18 protein-coding genes are annotated in these 18,391 nt (G+C 46.9%); 11 read left to right on the plus strand and 7 right to left on the minus strand.

The window, feature by feature from the left end; genetic code table 11:
• Positions 1-15: 15 nt before the first annotated feature.
• The 5 genes from HRU69_01925 (at position 16) to HRU69_01945 (ending at position 5,463) form a co-directional block, all read left to right on the plus strand.
• The gene (locus tag HRU69_01925; GenBank protein ID QOI96308.1) at positions 16-960 is read left to right on the plus strand and encodes an ABC transporter ATP-binding protein; all 945 of its coding nucleotides are present in this window, start codon (positions 16-18) and stop codon (positions 958-960) included.
• Between the two features lie 13 nt (positions 961-973).
• Complete coding sequence (locus HRU69_01930; GenBank protein QOI96309.1) at positions 974-2,302, plus strand: ABC transporter permease; 1,329 nt, start codon at positions 974-976, stop codon at positions 2,300-2,302.
• A gap of 80 nt (positions 2,303-2,382) precedes the next feature.
• Complete coding sequence (locus tag HRU69_01935; protein QOI96310.1) at positions 2,383-3,582, plus strand: HAMP domain-containing histidine kinase; 1,200 nt, start codon at positions 2,383-2,385, stop codon at positions 3,580-3,582.
• Between the two features lie 118 nt (positions 3,583-3,700).
• On the plus strand, positions 3,701-5,209 hold the full coding sequence (locus HRU69_01940) for a F0F1 ATP synthase subunit beta (protein ID QOI96311.1): 1,509 nt from the start codon (positions 3,701-3,703) through the stop codon (positions 5,207-5,209).
• An 8-nt stretch (positions 5,210-5,217) separates the two neighbouring features.
• A complete protein-coding gene (locus HRU69_01945) occupies positions 5,218-5,463 on the plus strand; it encodes a F0F1 ATP synthase subunit epsilon (GenBank protein ID QOI96312.1) in 246 nt (81 codons plus the stop codon).
• A gap of 75 nt (positions 5,464-5,538) precedes the next feature.
• Here the strand turns inward: HRU69_01945 and HRU69_01950 are convergent, their stop codons facing one another.
• Genes HRU69_01950 through HRU69_01960 form a run of 3 tightly spaced genes read right to left on the minus strand, consistent with a single transcriptional unit; the run spans position 5,539 to position 7,058 of the window.
• Entirely contained in the window at positions 5,539-6,033 is a 495-nt protein-coding gene (locus HRU69_01950; GenBank protein ID QOI96313.1) for a hypothetical protein, read from the minus strand.
• Between the two features lie 12 nt (positions 6,034-6,045).
• Positions 6,046-6,372, minus strand: coding sequence for a prolipoprotein diacylglyceryl transferase (locus HRU69_01955; protein QOI96314.1), 327 nt, complete (start codon positions 6,370-6,372; stop codon positions 6,046-6,048).
• The gene (locus HRU69_01960; GenBank protein QOI96315.1) at positions 6,369-7,058 is read right to left on the minus strand and encodes an RluA family pseudouridine synthase; all 690 of its coding nucleotides are present in this window, start codon (positions 7,056-7,058) and stop codon (positions 6,369-6,371) included. The genes HRU69_01955 and HRU69_01960 overlap by 4 nt, the downstream gene beginning before the upstream one ends.
• A gap of 48 nt (positions 7,059-7,106) precedes the next feature.
• On the opposite strand from HRU69_01960, the gene HRU69_01965 reads away from it, so the two are divergent.
• Positions 7,107-7,985 carry a serine hydrolase gene (locus tag HRU69_01965; protein ID QOI96316.1) on the plus strand — a complete coding sequence of 293 codons (879 nt, stop codon included), beginning with the start codon at positions 7,107-7,109 and terminating at the stop codon, positions 7,983-7,985.
• A gap of 89 nt (positions 7,986-8,074) precedes the next feature.
• Positions 8,075-8,551: a hypothetical protein gene (locus HRU69_01970; protein QOI96317.1), complete on the plus strand. Its 477-nt coding sequence runs from the start codon at positions 8,075-8,077 to the stop codon at positions 8,549-8,551.
• On the opposite strand, the gene HRU69_01975 is transcribed toward HRU69_01970, so the two are convergent.
• Positions 8,552-9,067, minus strand: coding sequence for a hypothetical protein (locus HRU69_01975; protein ID QOI96318.1), 516 nt, complete (start codon positions 9,065-9,067; stop codon positions 8,552-8,554).
• 163 nt (positions 9,068-9,230) lie between these two features.
• On the opposite strand from HRU69_01975, the gene HRU69_01980 reads away from it, so the two are divergent.
• Positions 9,231-9,467: an XRE family transcriptional regulator gene (locus HRU69_01980; GenBank protein ID QOI98800.1), complete on the plus strand. Its 237-nt coding sequence runs from the start codon at positions 9,231-9,233 to the stop codon at positions 9,465-9,467.
• A gap of 45 nt (positions 9,468-9,512) precedes the next feature.
• Here the strand turns inward: HRU69_01980 and HRU69_01985 are convergent, their stop codons facing one another.
• A complete protein-coding gene (locus HRU69_01985; GenBank protein QOI96319.1) occupies positions 9,513-11,096 on the minus strand; it encodes a peptide chain release factor 3 in 1,584 nt (527 codons plus the stop codon).
• Positions 11,097-11,255: 159 nt separating this feature from the next.
• Here HRU69_01985 and dnaK point away from each other — a divergent pair, with 159 nt between their 5' ends.
• The 3 genes from dnaK (at position 11,256) to nhaD (ending at position 15,995) form a co-directional block, all read left to right on the plus strand.
• On the plus strand, positions 11,256-13,172 hold the full coding sequence (gene dnaK, locus HRU69_01990; protein ID QOI96320.1) for a molecular chaperone DnaK: 1,917 nt from the start codon (positions 11,256-11,258) through the stop codon (positions 13,170-13,172).
• A gap of 96 nt (positions 13,173-13,268) precedes the next feature.
• Positions 13,269-14,591, plus strand: a complete 1,323-nt coding sequence (locus HRU69_01995) for an aspartate kinase (protein ID QOI96321.1) — start codon at positions 13,269-13,271, stop codon at positions 14,589-14,591.
• Between the two features lie 84 nt (positions 14,592-14,675).
• On the plus strand, positions 14,676-15,995 hold the full coding sequence (gene nhaD, locus HRU69_02000) for a sodium:proton antiporter NhaD (protein QOI96322.1): 1,320 nt from the start codon (positions 14,676-14,678) through the stop codon (positions 15,993-15,995).
• On the opposite strand, the gene HRU69_02005 is transcribed toward nhaD, so the two are convergent.
• Together HRU69_02005 and HRU69_02010 are read right to left on the minus strand one after the other, a co-directional pair.
• A complete protein-coding gene (locus HRU69_02005) occupies positions 15,992-17,218 on the minus strand; it encodes an amino acid dehydrogenase (protein ID QOI96323.1) in 1,227 nt (408 codons plus the stop codon). The genes nhaD and HRU69_02005 overlap by 4 nt on opposite strands.
• 42 nt (positions 17,219-17,260) lie before the next feature.
• Positions 17,261-18,337, minus strand: coding sequence for an anhydro-N-acetylmuramic acid kinase (locus HRU69_02010; protein ID QOI96324.1), 1,077 nt, complete (start codon positions 18,335-18,337; stop codon positions 17,261-17,263).
• Positions 18,338-18,391: the final 54 nt, after the last annotated feature.

Consider the following 18,391-nt stretch of genomic DNA (forward strand, 5'->3'; position numbering starts at 1 on the left):
GAAAAAAATAATTCTGTGGAAGCCCTTCTTGCAAAAAACGTTACCAAGCATTACGCCAATCACATTGCGCTGAATGATGTATCGCTGACCATTCCTGAAAAAAGTATTTATGGCTTACTTGGTCCCAACGGTGCCGGAAAAACCACCTTCATCCGCATCATCAACCAAATCATTAATTCGGATGGAGGTGAAATCCGTATTTTTGGTGAACCCCTTGCCGAAAAACATGTGAGCATCATCGGCTACCTGCCCGAAGAACGCGGATTATATAAAAAACTTAAAGTAGGCGAACAACTGCTTTATCTGGCGCAACTTAAGGGATTGAGTCGCAAAGATGCTCTTACTAAAATCAAAACATGGTTCGAAAAATTCGAGATCAAAGACTGGTGGAACAAAAAAGTAGAGGATCTCTCCAAGGGTATGGCGCAAAAGGTACAGTTTATCTCTACCGTGCTGCATGAGCCCCGATTAATCATTCTGGATGAGCCCTTTTCCGGGTTTGATCCGGTTAACGCGCAACTGATTACTGAAAACATTTTAGAGCTACGCGAAAAAGGTAGTACCATCATTTTCTCTACCCACCGGATGGAAACTGTAGAGTCGTTGTGCGACCAGATTGCGCTGATCAACAAATCGAAAAAAATACTGGAGGGGTCCAAAAAAGAAGTAAAGGAACAGTTCCGGTCGAATACTTTTATGGTTGAACATAACAACAACAATTTTCATCTGGATGGTGGTCGCTATGAAATTCTGCAGCAAAAGTCCATCAGCGAAAACCATATCGAATCTACCATTCGTGCGGCCAGCGGCATCAAAGGCAACCAGCTTATCCGCGAACTGGTTGACTTGACCGAGGTGCACCGGTTCGAAGAAAAACTACCCACCATGGCCGATATCTTTATCAGTTTGGTAAAAGGCGAAGGCGATGAAGCCCTGAAAAAACACCTGCAGGAAGTTTAACACGTTAAAAGGCATGAAAAAAATTCTACTCATCATCCAGCGCGAATTTTTAAACCGGGTTCAGAAGAAGTCCTTCCTTCTTACCACCATCCTGGTGCCGTTGGTTTTCCCGGCCATCATGGCCCTGCTGGTGGTACTGATGATCCGCGAGGCTGAGTCGGCCAAACCTGATACCGTACAGGTTGTCGATGAAAGCGGCAAGTGCTCATTTGAAAATACCAGGCGCTTTAATTTTGTTCCGTTAAACATGCCGCTCGACCAGGCTAAAACAGTTTTTCAACAGTCAGAAAATTTTGGCCTGTTGTACATACCTGATTTCAATCTGGAAAAGCCCGATGGGTTCATCCTGTACACCAAGGAAAACCCCAGTATTGAAAAAACCGAACAACTGGAGGGGATGATTGAAGACCGCCTGCATGATTTGAAGCTGGAGGCATTCAACATCAACAAAGAAGTACTTAAAAATCTGAAATCGAATATCTCGTTGAGGCAATTCCGCATCTCCGAATCGGGTGAAGAAAAATCCAGCAACTCAGGCATTTTGTATGGAGCCGGATTTTTACTGGGCATCCTCATTTACATTTTTGTTCTGGTGTACGGCATCCAGATCATGCAGGGTGTAATTGATGAGAAAACATCAAAGATAGTAGAAGTAATTGTTTCGTCCGTAAAACCCTTCCAACTGATGATGGGAAAGATCATCGGCATTGCTTCAGTGGGGTTGCTTCAGTTTATTATCTGGATTGTGTTAATCACCGTGCTGTCATCAGGTATTATGGCCTGGCTTGGCACCAAAATGCCGCAACAGCAAATGATGGAACAGGTGGCTCAGCAAATGGATAATGAAGAAGCCAAAGAAGCCATCGAATCGCAGAACTCAAAAATTTCAGGGTTTCTGTCACAAATGAACCAACTGCCCTTTGCCCGTATTGCAGCCGTATTTGTCTTCTATTTTCTGGGCGGCTACCTGCTTTACGGGGCGTTGTTTGCAGCTGTCGGTTCAGCCGTTGATTCCATTCAGGAGTCGCAACAATTTCAGTTTCCGATTACACTTCCCCTGTTGATTGGTTACATGGGCTTATTCCTGTTCATCCTGCGCGACCCGCACGGACCGGTAAGTTTCTGGTTGTCCATCATACCGTTCACTTCACCCGTAGCCATGGTAGGCCGTATTGCTTTTGGCGTACCCGGTTGGCAGTTAGCTCTTTCGATGGCCTTGCTTATAGGCGGTTTCATCTTTACCACCTGGGTTGCCGGCCGCATTTATCGCGTAGGCATATTGATGACCGGCACCAAAGTAAATTACAAAGTGCTGGCCAAATGGTTTATGCTGAAAAACTGAACCAACTGTTGATGATACCCTGAGCCGGATGCACCACATCCGGTTTTTTTATTTATTTTAATCGGCCTATACAGTACCCAATGGCCCGAAACGAACCCTACAGCGGCAACACCAACCTGAAATGGATTGTGCTGGGGGTTTCTATACTGATCAGCATCGGTTCTATTTTCTACACCGATATCCTGGTTGATGAACTAAAGCAACGGGAGCGCCAGCAAGTTGAGCTTTTTGCCAAAGCGCTGGAGTACACCCTCAACGAACAATCCAATGAAAATATCCTGTTCGTTACCGATGAAATCATCTTTAAAAACAATTCCATACCTACCATCTGGATAACCAAAGACGGTGATTATCAGTACCGGAACATTGATATTAAAGACGACTGGCCGGCTGCGCGAAAAAAGAAAGTGCTTAAAGAGGTGTTAAAAGATATGAAAGCACGGTACGACCCGATTCAAATGTCGTACCGCAATGAAAACGGTGAAGTTGAGAACTACGGATACGTTTATTATAAAAATTCGTTTCTGCTAACCCAATTGATTTACTACCCGTTTATCCAGCTCTCTGTTATCGCTGTTTTTGCGTTCATCGCCTACCTGGCATTTAATTACTCAAAAGTAGCCGAACAAAACCAGGTATGGGTTGGTTTGGCTAAAGAAACGGCCCACCAATTAGGCACACCGCTATCCTCATTAATGGCCTGGGCCGAAGTATTGCGCGATGATCCAAACCTTAAAAACAAAGAGATAGTGGATGAACTGGAAAAAGACATTCGCAAACTCACCGTTGTAACGGAACGGTTTTCCAGCATCGGCTCCGTTCCGGCATTAAAGCCCGAAAACGTAGTAACTCTTGTGAACAATGTGGTAAACTACCTACGCCCGCGGGTATCATCCAAAATAAAAATCGAAGTGTTCTCGCTTTCTGAAAACATCCAGGCCAACGTGCACGCCCCATTGTTCGAATGGGTATTGGAAAACCTCTGCAAAAATGCGGTGGACGCCATCGGCACAACCGGAACCATCGCCATTAAAATATTACGAGGTAGTGATAACAAAGTATTTATTGATGTGTCCGACACAGGGAAAGGCATTGCACGTTCGAAAATTCCCATGGTTTTTAAACCTGGCTTCACCACCAAAAAACGAGGCTGGGGCCTGGGCCTGGCGCTTGCCAAACGAATTATTGAAACCTACCACCATGGCCGAATTTTCGTAAAGTCTTCCGAAGAAAATCAAGGCACAACCTTTCGGATTTCGCTGAACACAGCATCGTTGTAAACCGGCTTTCGATGTGATAATTATCAGCTCTGGGATGTTGGCAGAAAGGGCTATTCCTGCTACTTTTGCGCCTGCCGCGCCAAGGCGTGGAATCACACTAATTCAAAAAATATAATCAATGGCAAATATCGGTAAGGTTACCCAGGTTATCGGCCCCGTGGTTGACGTGGCCTTCGATGAACCGGGCTCAAAAATCCCCAACATTCTTGATTCCCTCGAAGTAACAAAACCTGACGGCACCCGCATTGTACTGGAGTGCCAGCAACACCTGGGCGAAGACCGGGTGCGAACCATCGCGATGGACGGCACCGAAGGGTTGGTGCGCGGCATGAAAGTGGTGGATACCGGCATGCCGATTAAAATGCCCATTGGCGATGACATTAAAGGCCGCCTCTTCAATGTGGTTGGCGAAGCGATTGACGGTATAAAACAACCCAAAGGCGACCAGGCGCTGCCCATTCACCGCCCCGCTCCTGCGTATGAGGATCTTTCTACTTCAGCTGAAGTGCTGTTTACCGGTATTAAAGTAATTGACCTGATTGAGCCCTATGCCAAAGGCGGCAAAATCGGATTGTTTGGCGGTGCCGGTGTGGGTAAAACCGTGTTGATCCAGGAACTTATCAACAACATTGCAAAAGCATACTCCGGTCTCTCGGTATTTGCCGGTGTAGGCGAACGTACCCGCGAAGGAAACGACCTGCTCCGCGAAATGATTGAGGCCGGCATCGTGAATTACGGCCCTGAATTTTTAAAGTCGCTGCATGCCGGTGGCTGGGACCTTTCAAAAGTTTCGGAAGCTTCGCTGAAGGATTCAAAAGCCACTTTCGTGTTCGGACAGATGAACGAACCGCCCGGAGCACGTGCCCGGGTAGCCCTTTCAGGGTTAACCATTGCCGAATACTTCCGTGATGGCGATGGCAAAGGAAAAGGCCGCGACATTCTGTTCTTTATCGATAACATCTTCCGGTTTACGCAAGCCGGCTCGGAGGTATCAGCGCTGCTTGGCCGGATGCCTTCGGCCGTAGGATACCAGCCTACGCTGGCTACCGAAATGGGTACCATGCAGGAACGCATTACTTCTACCAAAAACGGTTCCATCACCTCGGTACAGGCTGTTTATGTACCTGCCGATGACCTGACCGACCCGGCTCCGGCTACCACCTTCGCTCACCTGGATGCTACAACCGTATTAAGCCGTAAGATTGCCGAACTCGGTATTTACCCGGCCGTTGATCCGCTGGATTCAACTTCACGGATTTTACGTGCCGATATCGTGGGCGAAGAACACTACAACTGTGCCCAACGCGTGAAAGCCATCTTGCAACGCTATAAGGAACTTCAGGATATTATCGCCATTCTTGGTATGGATGAGTTAAGCGATGAAGACAAGCAGGTAGTACACCGCGCAAGGCGTGTGCAGCGCTTCCTGTCGCAGCCCTTCCACGTAGCCGAAGCCTTTACCGGTTTGAAAGGCGCACTGGTTGATATTAAAGACACCATTAAAGGCTTTAACATGATCATGGATGGCGAGTTGGATCATTTACCCGAAATGGCCTTTAACCTGGTGGGTAACATCGATCAGGCCATTGAAAAAGGTGAGAAAATGATTGCCGAAGCTAAAGGTTAATAATTACGATGCACCTGGAAATACTTACCCCTGAAAAGAAACTGTTTGAAGGTGATGTAACCATTGCCACTTTTCCCGGTGCCGATGGTTCCTTTCAGGTAATGGATAATCACGCACCATTAATAAGCCTGCTTAAAGAAGGCCGAGTTGAATATAAGGGTAAAGAAGGCAATATAAGCCTGGCAATAACTGGTGGTGTGGTAGAAGTACTGGGCAACAAAACCATATTGCTTGCCGATAGGGTTATTGAATAAAAAATTATTCAGGTTGTAAGTAAAAAAAACCCGGCTTGTTAACCGGGTTTTTTTGTTGATCCGGTTGTTGTTGGGTTACTGCCGCATTAACCACTTTACGAAAAAGACCACACCAACAATTAGGGCAATGGCCCCGATAACATGGAATACGTCTCCTCCAATGATAAAGGATACGATACCTACGGCACCAAAAACAGCTGCAAGTTTTAAATCGTTATCCATGGCTTGTTTCAGTTCGGCAGCCAAGGCTTTATCACCATTCTTAACGGCTTTGGTGTAGGCCTTTATTTGTTTAATGGCTTCTCTTTTTAGCTCCTTCTTTTCTTCACGGGTAAGGGTAACAGACTTTGAAACTGGTGCTGCAATGACTTCCGATGGGGTTGCCAGGTAAACATGTTCATCGGAAATACTGGCCACCAAAGTACCTTCATCAATAGAGAAAGGAACATCTGGCTCTCTTGTATGAGCATACTCCGTTTTACTACCATGTGTTGGCTGACCGGCAAATCTTGGCGTTGAGCATGAAACGAATAAGGCTATCCCGCACAGGAATAAAAAATTTACTTTCATAACGATGCAGATTTAGGTTTCAGATTTATTCCTGTTCAATTTAGAAAATATCCGGTTAAAAAATTTTTTTTCAAAGTCCCAGAAAAATCTGAACTGACCGAATAGAAATCCATAGATTAACAAAAACATGTTGTACACAGGCAAAATAAGCACATAGTAGGTTATCGTGGCCCACAACGGCTTTTCACCCTCCGGGAACCAGTAGGCGAATAACGGGCGCTTGATAAGCAACACGGTTGTACCCGTGCAGGCAAAAACCACCAACACGATTATCACCTGCCAACCACTGGTTAGCCCCCACCGCTGTTTCAGTTTGTCAATCCACCTGGCCATGTTCATTCAAAGCCTTTAAAGTACTTCCAGAAATCAGTATCCGGAAGCCGCGCATCAATTTTCAGTACTTCTTTTTTTACCGGGTGAACGAACGCCAGCGCCTTGGCATGCAGGTTAATGCCGGCATCGGCATTGGGTTGGGGATATCCGTATTTCACATCCCCGCGAATAGGGCAGCCGATGGATGCCAGCTGAACGCGTATCTGGTGCGGCCGGCCGGTTACCGGTTTTACTTCAAGTAAAAAATGGCCGGCTGCCTGGCCCATCAGTTTATACGTTAGTTCGGAGCGCAGTGCCCCGGGTGTTTCGCGTGTAAACGCGGTGGTCTTATTTTTCGATTGATCCTTTTTTAACCAATGGATTAATCTTCCTTCCGGTTCCTGGGGCCGGTTTCCCACAACAGCCCAGTACGTCTTGTTTGTTTCCTTTTCACGAAACAATGCATTCATCCGCTCCAGCGCTTTGGATGTTCTGGCAAAAACCACCACCCCGCTTACGGGCCGATCGAGACGGTGCACCACGCCCAAAAAAACGGCTCCCGGCTTTTTGTACTTATCGGCTATGTATTCCTTAACCAGGCCTGCCAATGGTTTATCGCCTGTTGCATCGCCCTGCACCAATACACCAGACGGCTTGTTGACAGCAAGCAAATGGTTATCCTCGTACAATACTTCCAATGAAGGCGCTGCCATGACCAAAGATATTGATTCGATTCTGTATTTTCGGTCAACCAAATCACTATGCAACGTTTTGCTCTACTTCTTATCACCATCGCTTTGGCTTCCTGCAAAAGCAACTTAAAAAAACTGGAAGAAAAAGTTCAGGCGCAACTGAAAACCCAGCCGGGAACATTCGCTGTTGCCTTCAAGGACTTATCCACCGGGCAAACTTTACTCATCAACGAGCATGAATCATTTCACGCAGCCAGTACCATGAAAACCCCGGTGATGATTGAAGTTTTTAAACAAGCCGCAGAAGGACGTTGGAAACTTTCCGATTCGGTGGAAGTAATCAACGAATTCAAAAGCATTGTTGACGGAAGCCCGTACAGCCTGAGCCCCGAGGACGACAGCGAGCAAAACCTCTACACCCTGGTAGGGAAAAAGCGCACCCTGTATGATTTGGTGTACGACATGATTATTGTGAGCAGCAACCTGGCCACTAACATTATCATTGAATATGTGGACGCCAAAAAAGTTACCCAAACCATGCGCGACCTGGGCGCACCTAACATCCAGGTGCTGCGCGGTGTGGAGGATATAAAAGCCTATGAAAAAGGCCTCAGCAACACCACCACCGCCTACGACCTGCTGGTGATTTTTGAAAAACTGGCCACCGGCCAGGCTGTGAGCCCGGAAGCCTCAGAACAGATGATTAACATTTTGCTTGACCAGAAATTCAACGACATCATACCGGCTCATTTGCCTAAAGAAGTGAAAGTGGCCCACAAAACCGGCTTCATCACAGGTGTTCACCACGACTCGGGAATTGTTATGTTGCCCGATGGAAGGAAATATGTGTTAGTGCTGCTCTCCAAAAACATGACCGACATGGAAGGCGGCACGCAATCACTTGCCCGTACTTCGGAACTGATCTATCAGTTCGTGACAAAAAATTAATCCGGCAAAACTTTATGAACTTGTTAAAGCCTATCTTGTGTGCCCGGCATGGTGATTGATTACAGACCATGCTCCAATTGCTAATTGACATGATAACGGAAACCAGAACGCATTTACACAGGATCTTTTCAGTATTACTCACAACCTTTTTATTCGCGTCTACACACCATGCTGCAGGGCAGTATGATGATATGCGCATACTGTCCTACATTGTAGATCCGGAAGCCCAGGAACTTCACTTCTACTGGAAGGATGAATATGGTGTAATACTTGAAAATTTTCAAAACCTTAAGGACTATGTAGAGCGAAAAGGTAAGGCATTAGTTTTTGCTACGAATGGAGGTATGTTTAAGCAGGATTTTTCACCATTGGGACTTTTTATTCAGAATGGTAAAACTGGTGAAAGCGGTGTACCTGGCTTTACGGGAGATCACCAAAAAATGGACCTTGCCCGTGAGAAACTGGCCAATAATCGTAAATCAATTTTTAACTATCTTCGAAGGCAGATGCAAAATATAAAACCTTTACGCAGTTGCTTAGTCGTTACCCAGCACTTACACACTTAATTAGGCAGTGTCTTCTGTAATGTAATAACACCAAGCGACACATTCAAGATAACTATCTCTTTGTGTACGGAGTTTTTCTTCATTAACCCTACTAAAACTATAAAGTGAACCACCTACACTTGTACCAATGTATTTGTCAATAAGCTCTCCCTTACCGGTTGTGATCTCTAATACAACCGAACTATTTTCCCACTTTATCCACTCAACCACTGTTAAAAATGTACTTGCATTATCAATTGATAGCACGGCTAGAGTTCCAAGCTTAGTGCTTCCTTCCAAAATCGGAAAGTAGTATGCATTATATCCGTGCTCGGAATGCGACTTAAAAGTATATAGATTAAAATTCAGCCTATCTTTTAAAATAGGATAAGTACCTACCAAATCCAAATAAAAAGAACTTTGTTGAAATTTTGCCAGCTCAGCATTTTTTACATTAAACACTGTTTCAGTACTGTGATCAGTACATGCCCCGATAAGAATAACAATAATTGCTAATATTCTTATTAAAATTTTCATAATCGTTGGATTAAATACACCAGAAATCTGTCTGGCACAGCGGGTTTTGCAAAACGTATTTGAAATTTACAATAGAACTTATGCACCACAAATGGTGTAGATTATTAAGGTGTAACTATTAAGGCTATTTGTATGGAATTTTCCCCTTGTGAAACAGGAGGAAATACTAAATCTTACGTTGCGGCAAATTGGTGAGCAATTAACCGAATTGCGTAAACAGGCAGGGTACTCAAGCTATGAAACATTTGCTTACGACCACGACCTGCCCCGCATGCAATACTGGAGAATGGAGAAAGGAAAAGTAAATATTACCATAAAAAGCCTGCTTAAAATATTGGCTATTCATAAAATCGGACTGGCCGAGTTCTTCTCATCCATGCGCTACAAAAAAGGCAAATAAGGCAAAGGTATGCCTGAACTTACATATGTACCATTTAAGGCTATTTTAATCCTTAAACTCCGAAGTAAAATGAAACTGAATCTCCGGAAAGTTTTCCTGCACCATCTGCAGCCACGCGCGCGATTCGGCCATAAACACCAGCTTGCCGTCTTTGTCACGGGCCATGTGCCGTTGTTTTGAGTTGATAAACTCCTGCAGCTTTTTCGGGTCTTTGCTACTGATCCAGCAGGCTTTGTAAATATTTTGCGGAACAAACTGCACCGTGGCGCCATACTCGTTTTTGAGCCGGAACTGGATCACCTCAAACTGCAAGGCGCCCACCGTGCCCACCACTTTCTTTTTGCCAATCTCATAGGTAAATAACTGAGCAACGCCCTCTTCCATCAGTTGCAAAAGTCCTTTTTCCAGTTGCTTGCTTTTCATGGCATCCAGGTTTTCCACTTCTTTAAAAATTTCAGGAGAAAAACTGGGGATGCCCGTGTACATCAGCTTTTCGCCTTCAGTAAGCGTATCGCCAATTTTCAGGTTACCGGTATCGTAAATACCTACAATGTCGCCCGGCCAGGCTTCGTCAACCGTTTCCCGGTCTTGCGCCATAAAGGCCGTGGCGTTACTGAAGCGCAGGCTCTTGTTCTGCCGCACATGAAAATAGTTGCTGCCCCGTTCAAAGCGGCCGCTGCATACACGCACAAATGCGATGCGGTTGCGGTGCTTGGGGTCCATGTTGGCGTGAATCTTAAATACAAAGCCGGTAAACTTTTCTTCGTCTGGTTCAACCACACGCAGCGTGGTTTCGCGGTGCATGGGCGGAGGCGCAATGCGAATGAATGTGTCCAGCAATTCCTTTACACCAAAGTTGTTTACCGCGCTGCCAAAAAATACAGGCGCCACATTACCGGCCAGGTATTCATTCACATCAAAATCGGGGTATACACCTTCAATCAACTCCACATCATGACGCAGTTGACGGGCATTGTTTTCACCTACCAGTTCATCCAGTTGACCGGAGTTGATGTCCTTTATCTCAATTCCTTCTTCCACCGTAATCTTGCTGGGTGTAAACAGGTGCAGGCTTTTCTCGTACAGGCTGTACACACCCCGGAAAGTTTTACCCATGCTGATGGGCCAGCTCAGCGGCCTTACTTTTATATTGAGTTTCTCTTCAATTTCATCCAGCAGTTCAAACGGGTCACGGCCTTCGCGGTCGAGTTTGTTGATAAAACAGATAACCGGTGTGTTGCGCATGCGGCAAACGTCCATCAGTTTTTCGGTTTGCATCTCCACACCCTTCACACAGTCGATCACCATAATTACGCTGTCAACAGCCGTGAGTGTGCGGTAAGTGTCTTCGGCAAAATCCTGGTGGCCGGGTGTATCGAGCAGGTTGATTTTTACATCCTTGTAATTAAAACCCATTACCGAAGTGGCCACCGAAATACCCCGTTGCTTTTCAATCTCCATCCAGTCGCTGCGGGCGTGGTCTTTTATTTTTGATGATTTAACCGCACCGGCTTTTTGGATGGCCCCGCCAAAGAGAAGCAGTTTTTCGGTTAGTGTGGTTTTGCCGGCATCGGGGTGGCTGATGATGCCGAAGGTTCTGCGCTTGGCGATTTCCTGGGATAGCGTCATAATCGGCCGCAAAACTACCCAATTCTGGCACCTGCAAAAGCCATTTGAAACTCTGCCTTATGCCAATGTGTCATTATTTTACCTTAAAACCCCGCTGGCATACCCATTGATAAGTCTTTCAGGGCTTAAAATTTTATTCATTAGTAAATACACACGATCATGGGAAAGATTATAGGAATAGACCTGGGTACGACCAACTCCTGCGTTGCCGTAATGGAGGGTAACGAACCCGTTGTTATAGCCAACAGCGAAGGGCGCAGAACCACCCCGTCCATAGTTGCTTTTCTGGATGGCGGCAAGGGTGAGCGCAAGGTGGGCGACCCGGCAAAACGACAGGCCATTACCAACCCCAAGAATACCGTCATGTCCATCAAGCGGTTCATGGGTAAAAAATATGCCGATGTGACCGAGGAAATGAAGTTCGTTTCCTACCAGGTGGAAAGCGGCAACAACGATACGGTGCGGGTGCGCATTGGCGACCGCCTGTACACCCCGCAGGAAATCTCCGCAATGATTCTTCAAAAAATGAAGACTACAGCCGAAGATTATCTGGGCACTACCGTAACCGAAGCGGTGATTACCGTGCCCGCCTATTTTAACGATGCCGAACGGCAGGCCACCAAAGAAGCCGGGCAGATTGCCGGCCTTGATGTGAAACGCATCATCAACGAACCTACCGCAGCCGCACTGGCTTACGGCCTCGATAAGAAAAATAAAGACATGAAGATTGCCGTGTACGACCTGGGTGGTGGTACATTCGATATTTCCATTCTTGAACTGGGCGATGGCGTATTCGAAGTAAAATCAACCAACGGTGATGTACACCTTGGCGGTGATGACTTCGATATGAAAATCATTAACTGGCTGGCCGATGAATTCAAGGCTGAGCGCAACATCGACCTGCGCAAAGACCCGATGGCCCTGCAACGTTTGAAAGAAGCTGCCGAAAAAGCCAAGATTGAATTGTCCAGTTCTCAGGAAACCGAAATCAACCTTCCATATATCACCTCAATTGACGGAGTGCCGGAGCACCTGGTGAAAAAACTTACGCGCTCCAAGTTCGAGCAACTGGTTGATGACCTGGTGCGCAGAACACTTGAGCCCTGCCGCAAGGCCGTGGCCGATGCCGGCATCAGCGTTAGCCAGATTGATGAGGTGATCCTGGTGGGCGGCTCAACCCGCATACCCCGCATCCAGGAAGAAGTGGAGAAATTCTTCGGCAAAAAACCTTCGAAAGGTGTTAACCCCGATGAAGTAGTGGCCGTAGGCGCTGCCATCCAGGGCGGTGTACTTACCGGAGAAGTAAAGGATGTACTGCTGCTGGATGTTACCCCGCTGTCGCTGGGTATTGAAACACTGGGTGGCGTGTTTACCAAACTCATTGAATCGAACACCACCATTCCTACCAAGAAGTCGGAAGTATTCTCAACGGCTGCCGATAACCAGCCTTCGGTAGAGATACATGTGTTACAGGGCGAACGCCCGATGGCAAAAGACAACCGAACTATCGGCCGCTTCCACCTCGATGGAATACCCCCGGCACCTCGCGGCATTCCGCAAATTGAAGTAACGTTTGATATTGATGCCAACGGCATTCTGCATGTATCGGCCAAAGATAAAGGCACCGGCAAGGAACAGAAGATCCGCATCGAAGCCTCCAGCGGTTTAACCGATGCCGAGATTCAGAAGATGAAGCAGGAAGCACAGGCTCATGCCGAAGAAGACAAGCGCATGAAAGAACGGGCTGAGAAAATCAACCAGGCCGACTCGCTGATCTTCCAGACCGAAAAGCAGTTGAAAGAATATGGCGACAAACTTTCTGACGGTAACAAGAGCGCCATTAACAGCGCGCTTGAAAAACTTCGGGAAGCACATAAGAATCAGGACCTGACCGCCATTGATACGGCCATGGCCGCCCTGAACGGAGCCTGGCAGGCTGCCTCGCAGGAGATGTACCAGGCAACCCAAAATGCCGGTGCACAACCTGGCGCGAATGCCGGTGGCAGTGCCGGAACTTCCACCGATGGCAATAATGTGTCGGATGTGGAGTACGAAGAAGTGAACGATAAAAAGTAAGATTTATCAACCTGTAAACTTAAAAGCCCTGTCGCTTCATGCACAGGGCTTTTAATTTATCCTCCCTTCTCTAACTTTGCCGCCTAACTTTTACACATGCTGGTATTAAAATTTGGCGGCACTTCGGTTGGCCAGCCCGACCGGATGAAAAAAATTGCCCGGCTGATTACCGAAACACCCGGGCAGAAAATTGTTGTACTCTCGGCCCTGTCGGGTACAACTAATGCCCTGGTTCGTATTGGCGATTTTCTGTTAAAAGAAGACTTGACTGCAACAGAAAAAGAAATTGCCGCACTTGAAAGTCACTACCAGTCGTTCATCGCTGAACTCTATATTACCCAGGCCTTTAAAGCCATCGGCCAGGAAATCGTCAGCCGGTTTTTCATTTTCATCCGGCTCCTCGCGGCCGGCCAGTTTGACGACAAGAGCTACCGCGAACTGCTGGCCCAGGGGGAGTTGATGTCCACTGAACTATTCTACCAGTATTTGCTGGAACAGAAAATTAATTCACGCCTGTTGCCGGCCCTGCACTTTATGACGATTGATGAAAATGAAGAACCCGAGTTGGAAAAAATCGGGCAACGCCTGCGGCCCTTGTTAAAATCGCTGGCAACCGTTGATATCATCATTACCCAGGGGTACATCTGCCGCAATCATCGAAATGAAATTGACAACCTGAAACGCGGGGGAAGCGATTATACCGCTTCGCTTATTGGCTCAGCCATTCAGGCCGAAGAAATCCAGATATGGACTGACATTGACGGCATGCACAACAACGATCCGCGCATTGTAAAAAAAACCTACCCTATTTCGGAACTGACGTTTGATGAGGCCTCCGAACTGGCTTACTTCGGTGCTAAAATTCTGCACCCTTCCACCATCGTACCCGCTCAAAAACAAAATGTACCCGTGCGCTTAAAAAATACAATGGACGAAAAAGCGCCAGGCACCCTCATCAGCAATAAAGGCACCGAAGGAACCATCAAGGCTGTGGCCGCGAAAGACGGCATCACAGCCATTAATATAAAATCTTCGCGCATGCTGATGGCCTACGGCTTCCTGCGAAAAGTTTTCGAGGTTTTTGAACAATACAAAACCCCGATTGACATGATTTCGACTTCAGAAGTAGCAGTTTCATTAACTATTGATAACACAACAAATCTGGTCGCTATTGAAACCGAGTTGAGAAAATTCGGCAACATCGGGATTGATACTAACCAAACTATTATCTGCCTGGTTGGGCACAAAATTGGCGGGCAGCAGGGCATACTGGAGAAAGTTTTTCATGCCCTGGCCGGCATACCTGTTCGCATGGTTTCTGTTGGCGGCAGCGCCAACAACATCTCGCTACTAATCAGCACTTCGTTTAAAGATAAAGCGCTGAATGCCCTGAATGCCGACTTATTCGGGTTAAGGTGATTGAATTGTAATCATCCCTTAACAAATTTCTCTTTTACATACGGGCAAAAATTTTCATATTTCAGCGTTGCCAAACCCTGAACTATGGAAACGTTTGTTATTGCCATTTTCGTTATCGGCTACCTTTGCATCGCGCTGGAGCATCCCATTAAAGTAAATAAAACCGCTTCGGCACTGTTAACCGGGGTTATCTGCTGGACACTCTATGCCGTTTTTCAACACGATAGCATCGCGCACATTGGCGAGCAACTTAATCACCATCTGGGCCAAATCGGGGCCATTCTCTTTTTTCTAATGGGAGCCATGACCATTGTTGAGTTGGTGGATGCCTACCAGGGTTTTCGCATCATTACGGATAAGATAAAAACGCAGAATCCAAAAAAACTGATGTGGATTATCTGCTGGGTAACTTTTTTTCTGAGCGCCATACTGGATAACCTGACCACTTCCATTGTGATGATCTCATTGTTGCGAAAGCTGGTGCCCAACAAAGAAATGCGTTTGTTCTTTGCTGCCATGGTGGTTATCGCAGCGAATGCCGGTGGTGCCTGGTCGCCCATTGGCGATGTAACCACCACCATGCTGTGGATTGGCGGCCAGATTTCTTCGGGCAACATCATCATTACACTCTTATTGCCCAGTATAATTTGTATGGTCATTCCGTTACTATACCTGCAGTTTACGCTGAAAGGCGATTTGGGGCATGCCGGCAACAAAGCAGACGAGGGCAGTCTGGCTTTCGGGCACGGACATGCCCATAGCAGCACACCTATTAAAGGTTCAAAAACAATGTTTTTCCTTGGTGTTGGTGGTCTCATTTCAGTTCCTGTATTTAAAACCGTTACGCATTTGCCTCCCTACCTGGGTATGCTGCTGGCACTGGGTGTGCTTTGGGTGGTCTCAGAACTGATTAACCCACACATGGATGAAGCTGAAAAAAGACCCTACACAGCCGCAGGGGCGTTGAGCCGCATTGATGTACCCAGCGTACTGTTCTTCCTCGGCATTCTGCTGGCGGTAAGCGCACTGGAGTCGATGGAAATCCTGCACCACTTTGCCGCCTGGCTCGATAAAAGCGTAGGTGATCAGCGAATCATCATCACATTAATCGGTATACTATCCTCCATCGTTGATAACGTGCCGCTGGTTGCTGCCAGCATGGGTATGTACGATATGAGTATTTATCCGCAAGACCATCTGATTTGGGAATACCTGGCCTACTGTGCCGGTACGGGCGGCAGTGTGTTGATCATCGGTTCAGCCGCGGGAGTAGCCGTAATGGGTATGGAAAAGATTGATTTTATCTGGTATATGAAGAAAGCCTCGCTGCTTGCGCTGCTGGGGTACTTTGCCGGAGCCATTGTTTACCTGATCATCCAGCCCTACCTGGCTGTTCACCACTAAACCAGTTGCCGCAACGCCTGTTCGAACGAAGTTTGGGCTATACCGGTTTTTACCGGATTGGCAGCATGTGTTTGCTTTAAAGCCTTGTGAATTGTATTGGATATGTCTGTAAAAATGGCTTCATCTTCCATGCTAACCTCGTTTTCCATGAAATAAGCAAACACCCTGGCCATGCCGCAATTGGCGATGAAATCGGGCACTACCGAAAAATTCTGATCGGCATATAAACCAGTCGGGCCGAAAAATATTTCAGGATCTGCAAAGGGAACGTTGGCTCCGCACGAGAACACTTCCAGTTTGGAGTTAATCATCCGGTCAACCTGATCGCGCGTGATCAACCGGGAGGCAGCAGCCGGGATAAAAATTTCAAATTCCTCATCCCAGATTACCCGGTTCAACGTTTCGTAAGGAATCATGTTATCGGCAACCAGGTGGTTTTTGTTACGGCTTGTAATCAGCTTACAAATTTCATCCAACGTAAACCCTTTGTTGTTGATAAGTCCTCCATCTCTGCCGATAATACCCACAATCTTTACTCCCAACTGGCTCAGATAAAATCCGGCAGCGGCTCCAACATTGCCCCATCCCTGGATTACCGCCCGTTTACCGGTAATGCTTCCACCCCAAAGATGATAATAGTGCCTTACGGCCTGAGCTACACCATACCCGGTGCACATATCGGCAATTGTATATTTTTTTTCAAGGGATGGGGTAAAACGTTCATCTTCAATCACCTTAATTACACCACGCCTGAGTTGACCAATTCGATTTACTTTTTGAGGCTCGGTGGGCTTAAAGTGTCCTGTAAATACACCTTCCTGCGGATGCCAGATACCCACATCTTCGGTAATCGGAATTACTTCATGGATCTCATCAACATTCAAATCACCACCAGTACCATAATAATACTTGAGCAACGGCATCACGGCTGCATACCATCGCCTGAGTACGCCTTCTTTGCGCGGATCATTCGGATCGAAGTTAATGCCGGACTTGGCCCCTCCGATGGGCGGTCCGGAAACTGTAAATTTAACCTCCATCGTTTTGGCAAGGGATTCCACTTCACGCTTATCCAGGCCGGGGCGCATGCGTGTGCCTCCACCCGCGGCACCACCCCGCAACGAGTTGATCACCACCCATCCTTCGGCTTCTGTTTCCGGATCCTTCCATTCAAATACAATTTCTGGACGTTTATTTTCAAACTGCCGAAGGAGGTCGTTCATAGGTAAATTAATGAAGCGGCAAAGTTAAAGTTTTTACGGGCATCAGAAACCCGCCAGCAACCCCGATGACGAATCCGTTGCAGCACCGGTTACACTTTTCAGGCAATTAATTTCGCTGCGCACCCGAAGCACACCCAGCAATCCAAATACAAGTGCTTCTTTAAATTTTACAACCGATTCATCCGGAATAATAAAAGTAATTCTGTCCTCCGCACGATCCAGTAACCGGTACATCAGGTATGAATTTAACGCGCCACCACCGGTGCAGAGAACGGTTGGCCTCTTCTTGCCGGTTAAAGCATGGTTTATCTCTATAGCTATCGACTCAACAGCCGTAGCCAGTTTATCCGAAACAGATAAATCGGCCTGCTGAATGACGGGGACAATTTTATCTTCAAAAAATTCTCTGCCCAGCGAAGGCCTTGTCTTTCGCATTGTGGCATAACCGGCCGTCAACTTTTTTAATAATATCCTGTCAACCTTGCCGGCAGCCGCCATGGCCCCCTGCTTATCATACCATTTACCGGCTTGTTCGGCCAGGTAGTTCAGCGCCATGTTCACATAGCAGATGTCGAAAGCAATACGCTTGTTGTGATGAATCATGGAGCAGTTGGCGATGCCTCCCAGGTTTAGGCATACATCATATTCATTAAAAAGCAAATGATCGCCAACCGGCACCAGCGGTGCGCCCTGCCCGCCCCGTGCAACATCCAGGCTTCTGAAATCGAAAACAACTTTCTTGTTAGTGACTGCATGTATCGCATTGCCATCGCCCAGTTGAAAGGTGAATCCGTTGCCCGGCTGATGATAAACCGTGTGCCCGTGTGAGGCAATGAAGTCTACTTTTTCAATAGCGTATTTCCTGCAAAACCTGTTGACAAGACTGCCCAGATAATGCCCATAGCGAATATGCACTTGAACCAGTTTATCCCCCGGCAATTGATGGGCAGTAACCAGCCTTTTTCTCCACGCCTTATTATAACCAACGGTTTCTGCCCGCAGTATAGCATACCGCCATCTCTTCTTAATGCGGGTAAATGTGCAATAGGCCAGATCAACCCCATCAAGCGAAGTGCCCGACATGAGCCCGATAATGTGATAGTGCTTCCGATTCAGCATGCTGAGGGTAGATTAAGATTAGGAGAAACAAAGCTAACCAAATCAATCCTATAC

Source organism: Flammeovirgaceae bacterium, assembly GCA_015180985.1.
Lineage (GTDB): Bacteria > Bacteroidota > Bacteroidia > Cytophagales > Cyclobacteriaceae > UBA2336.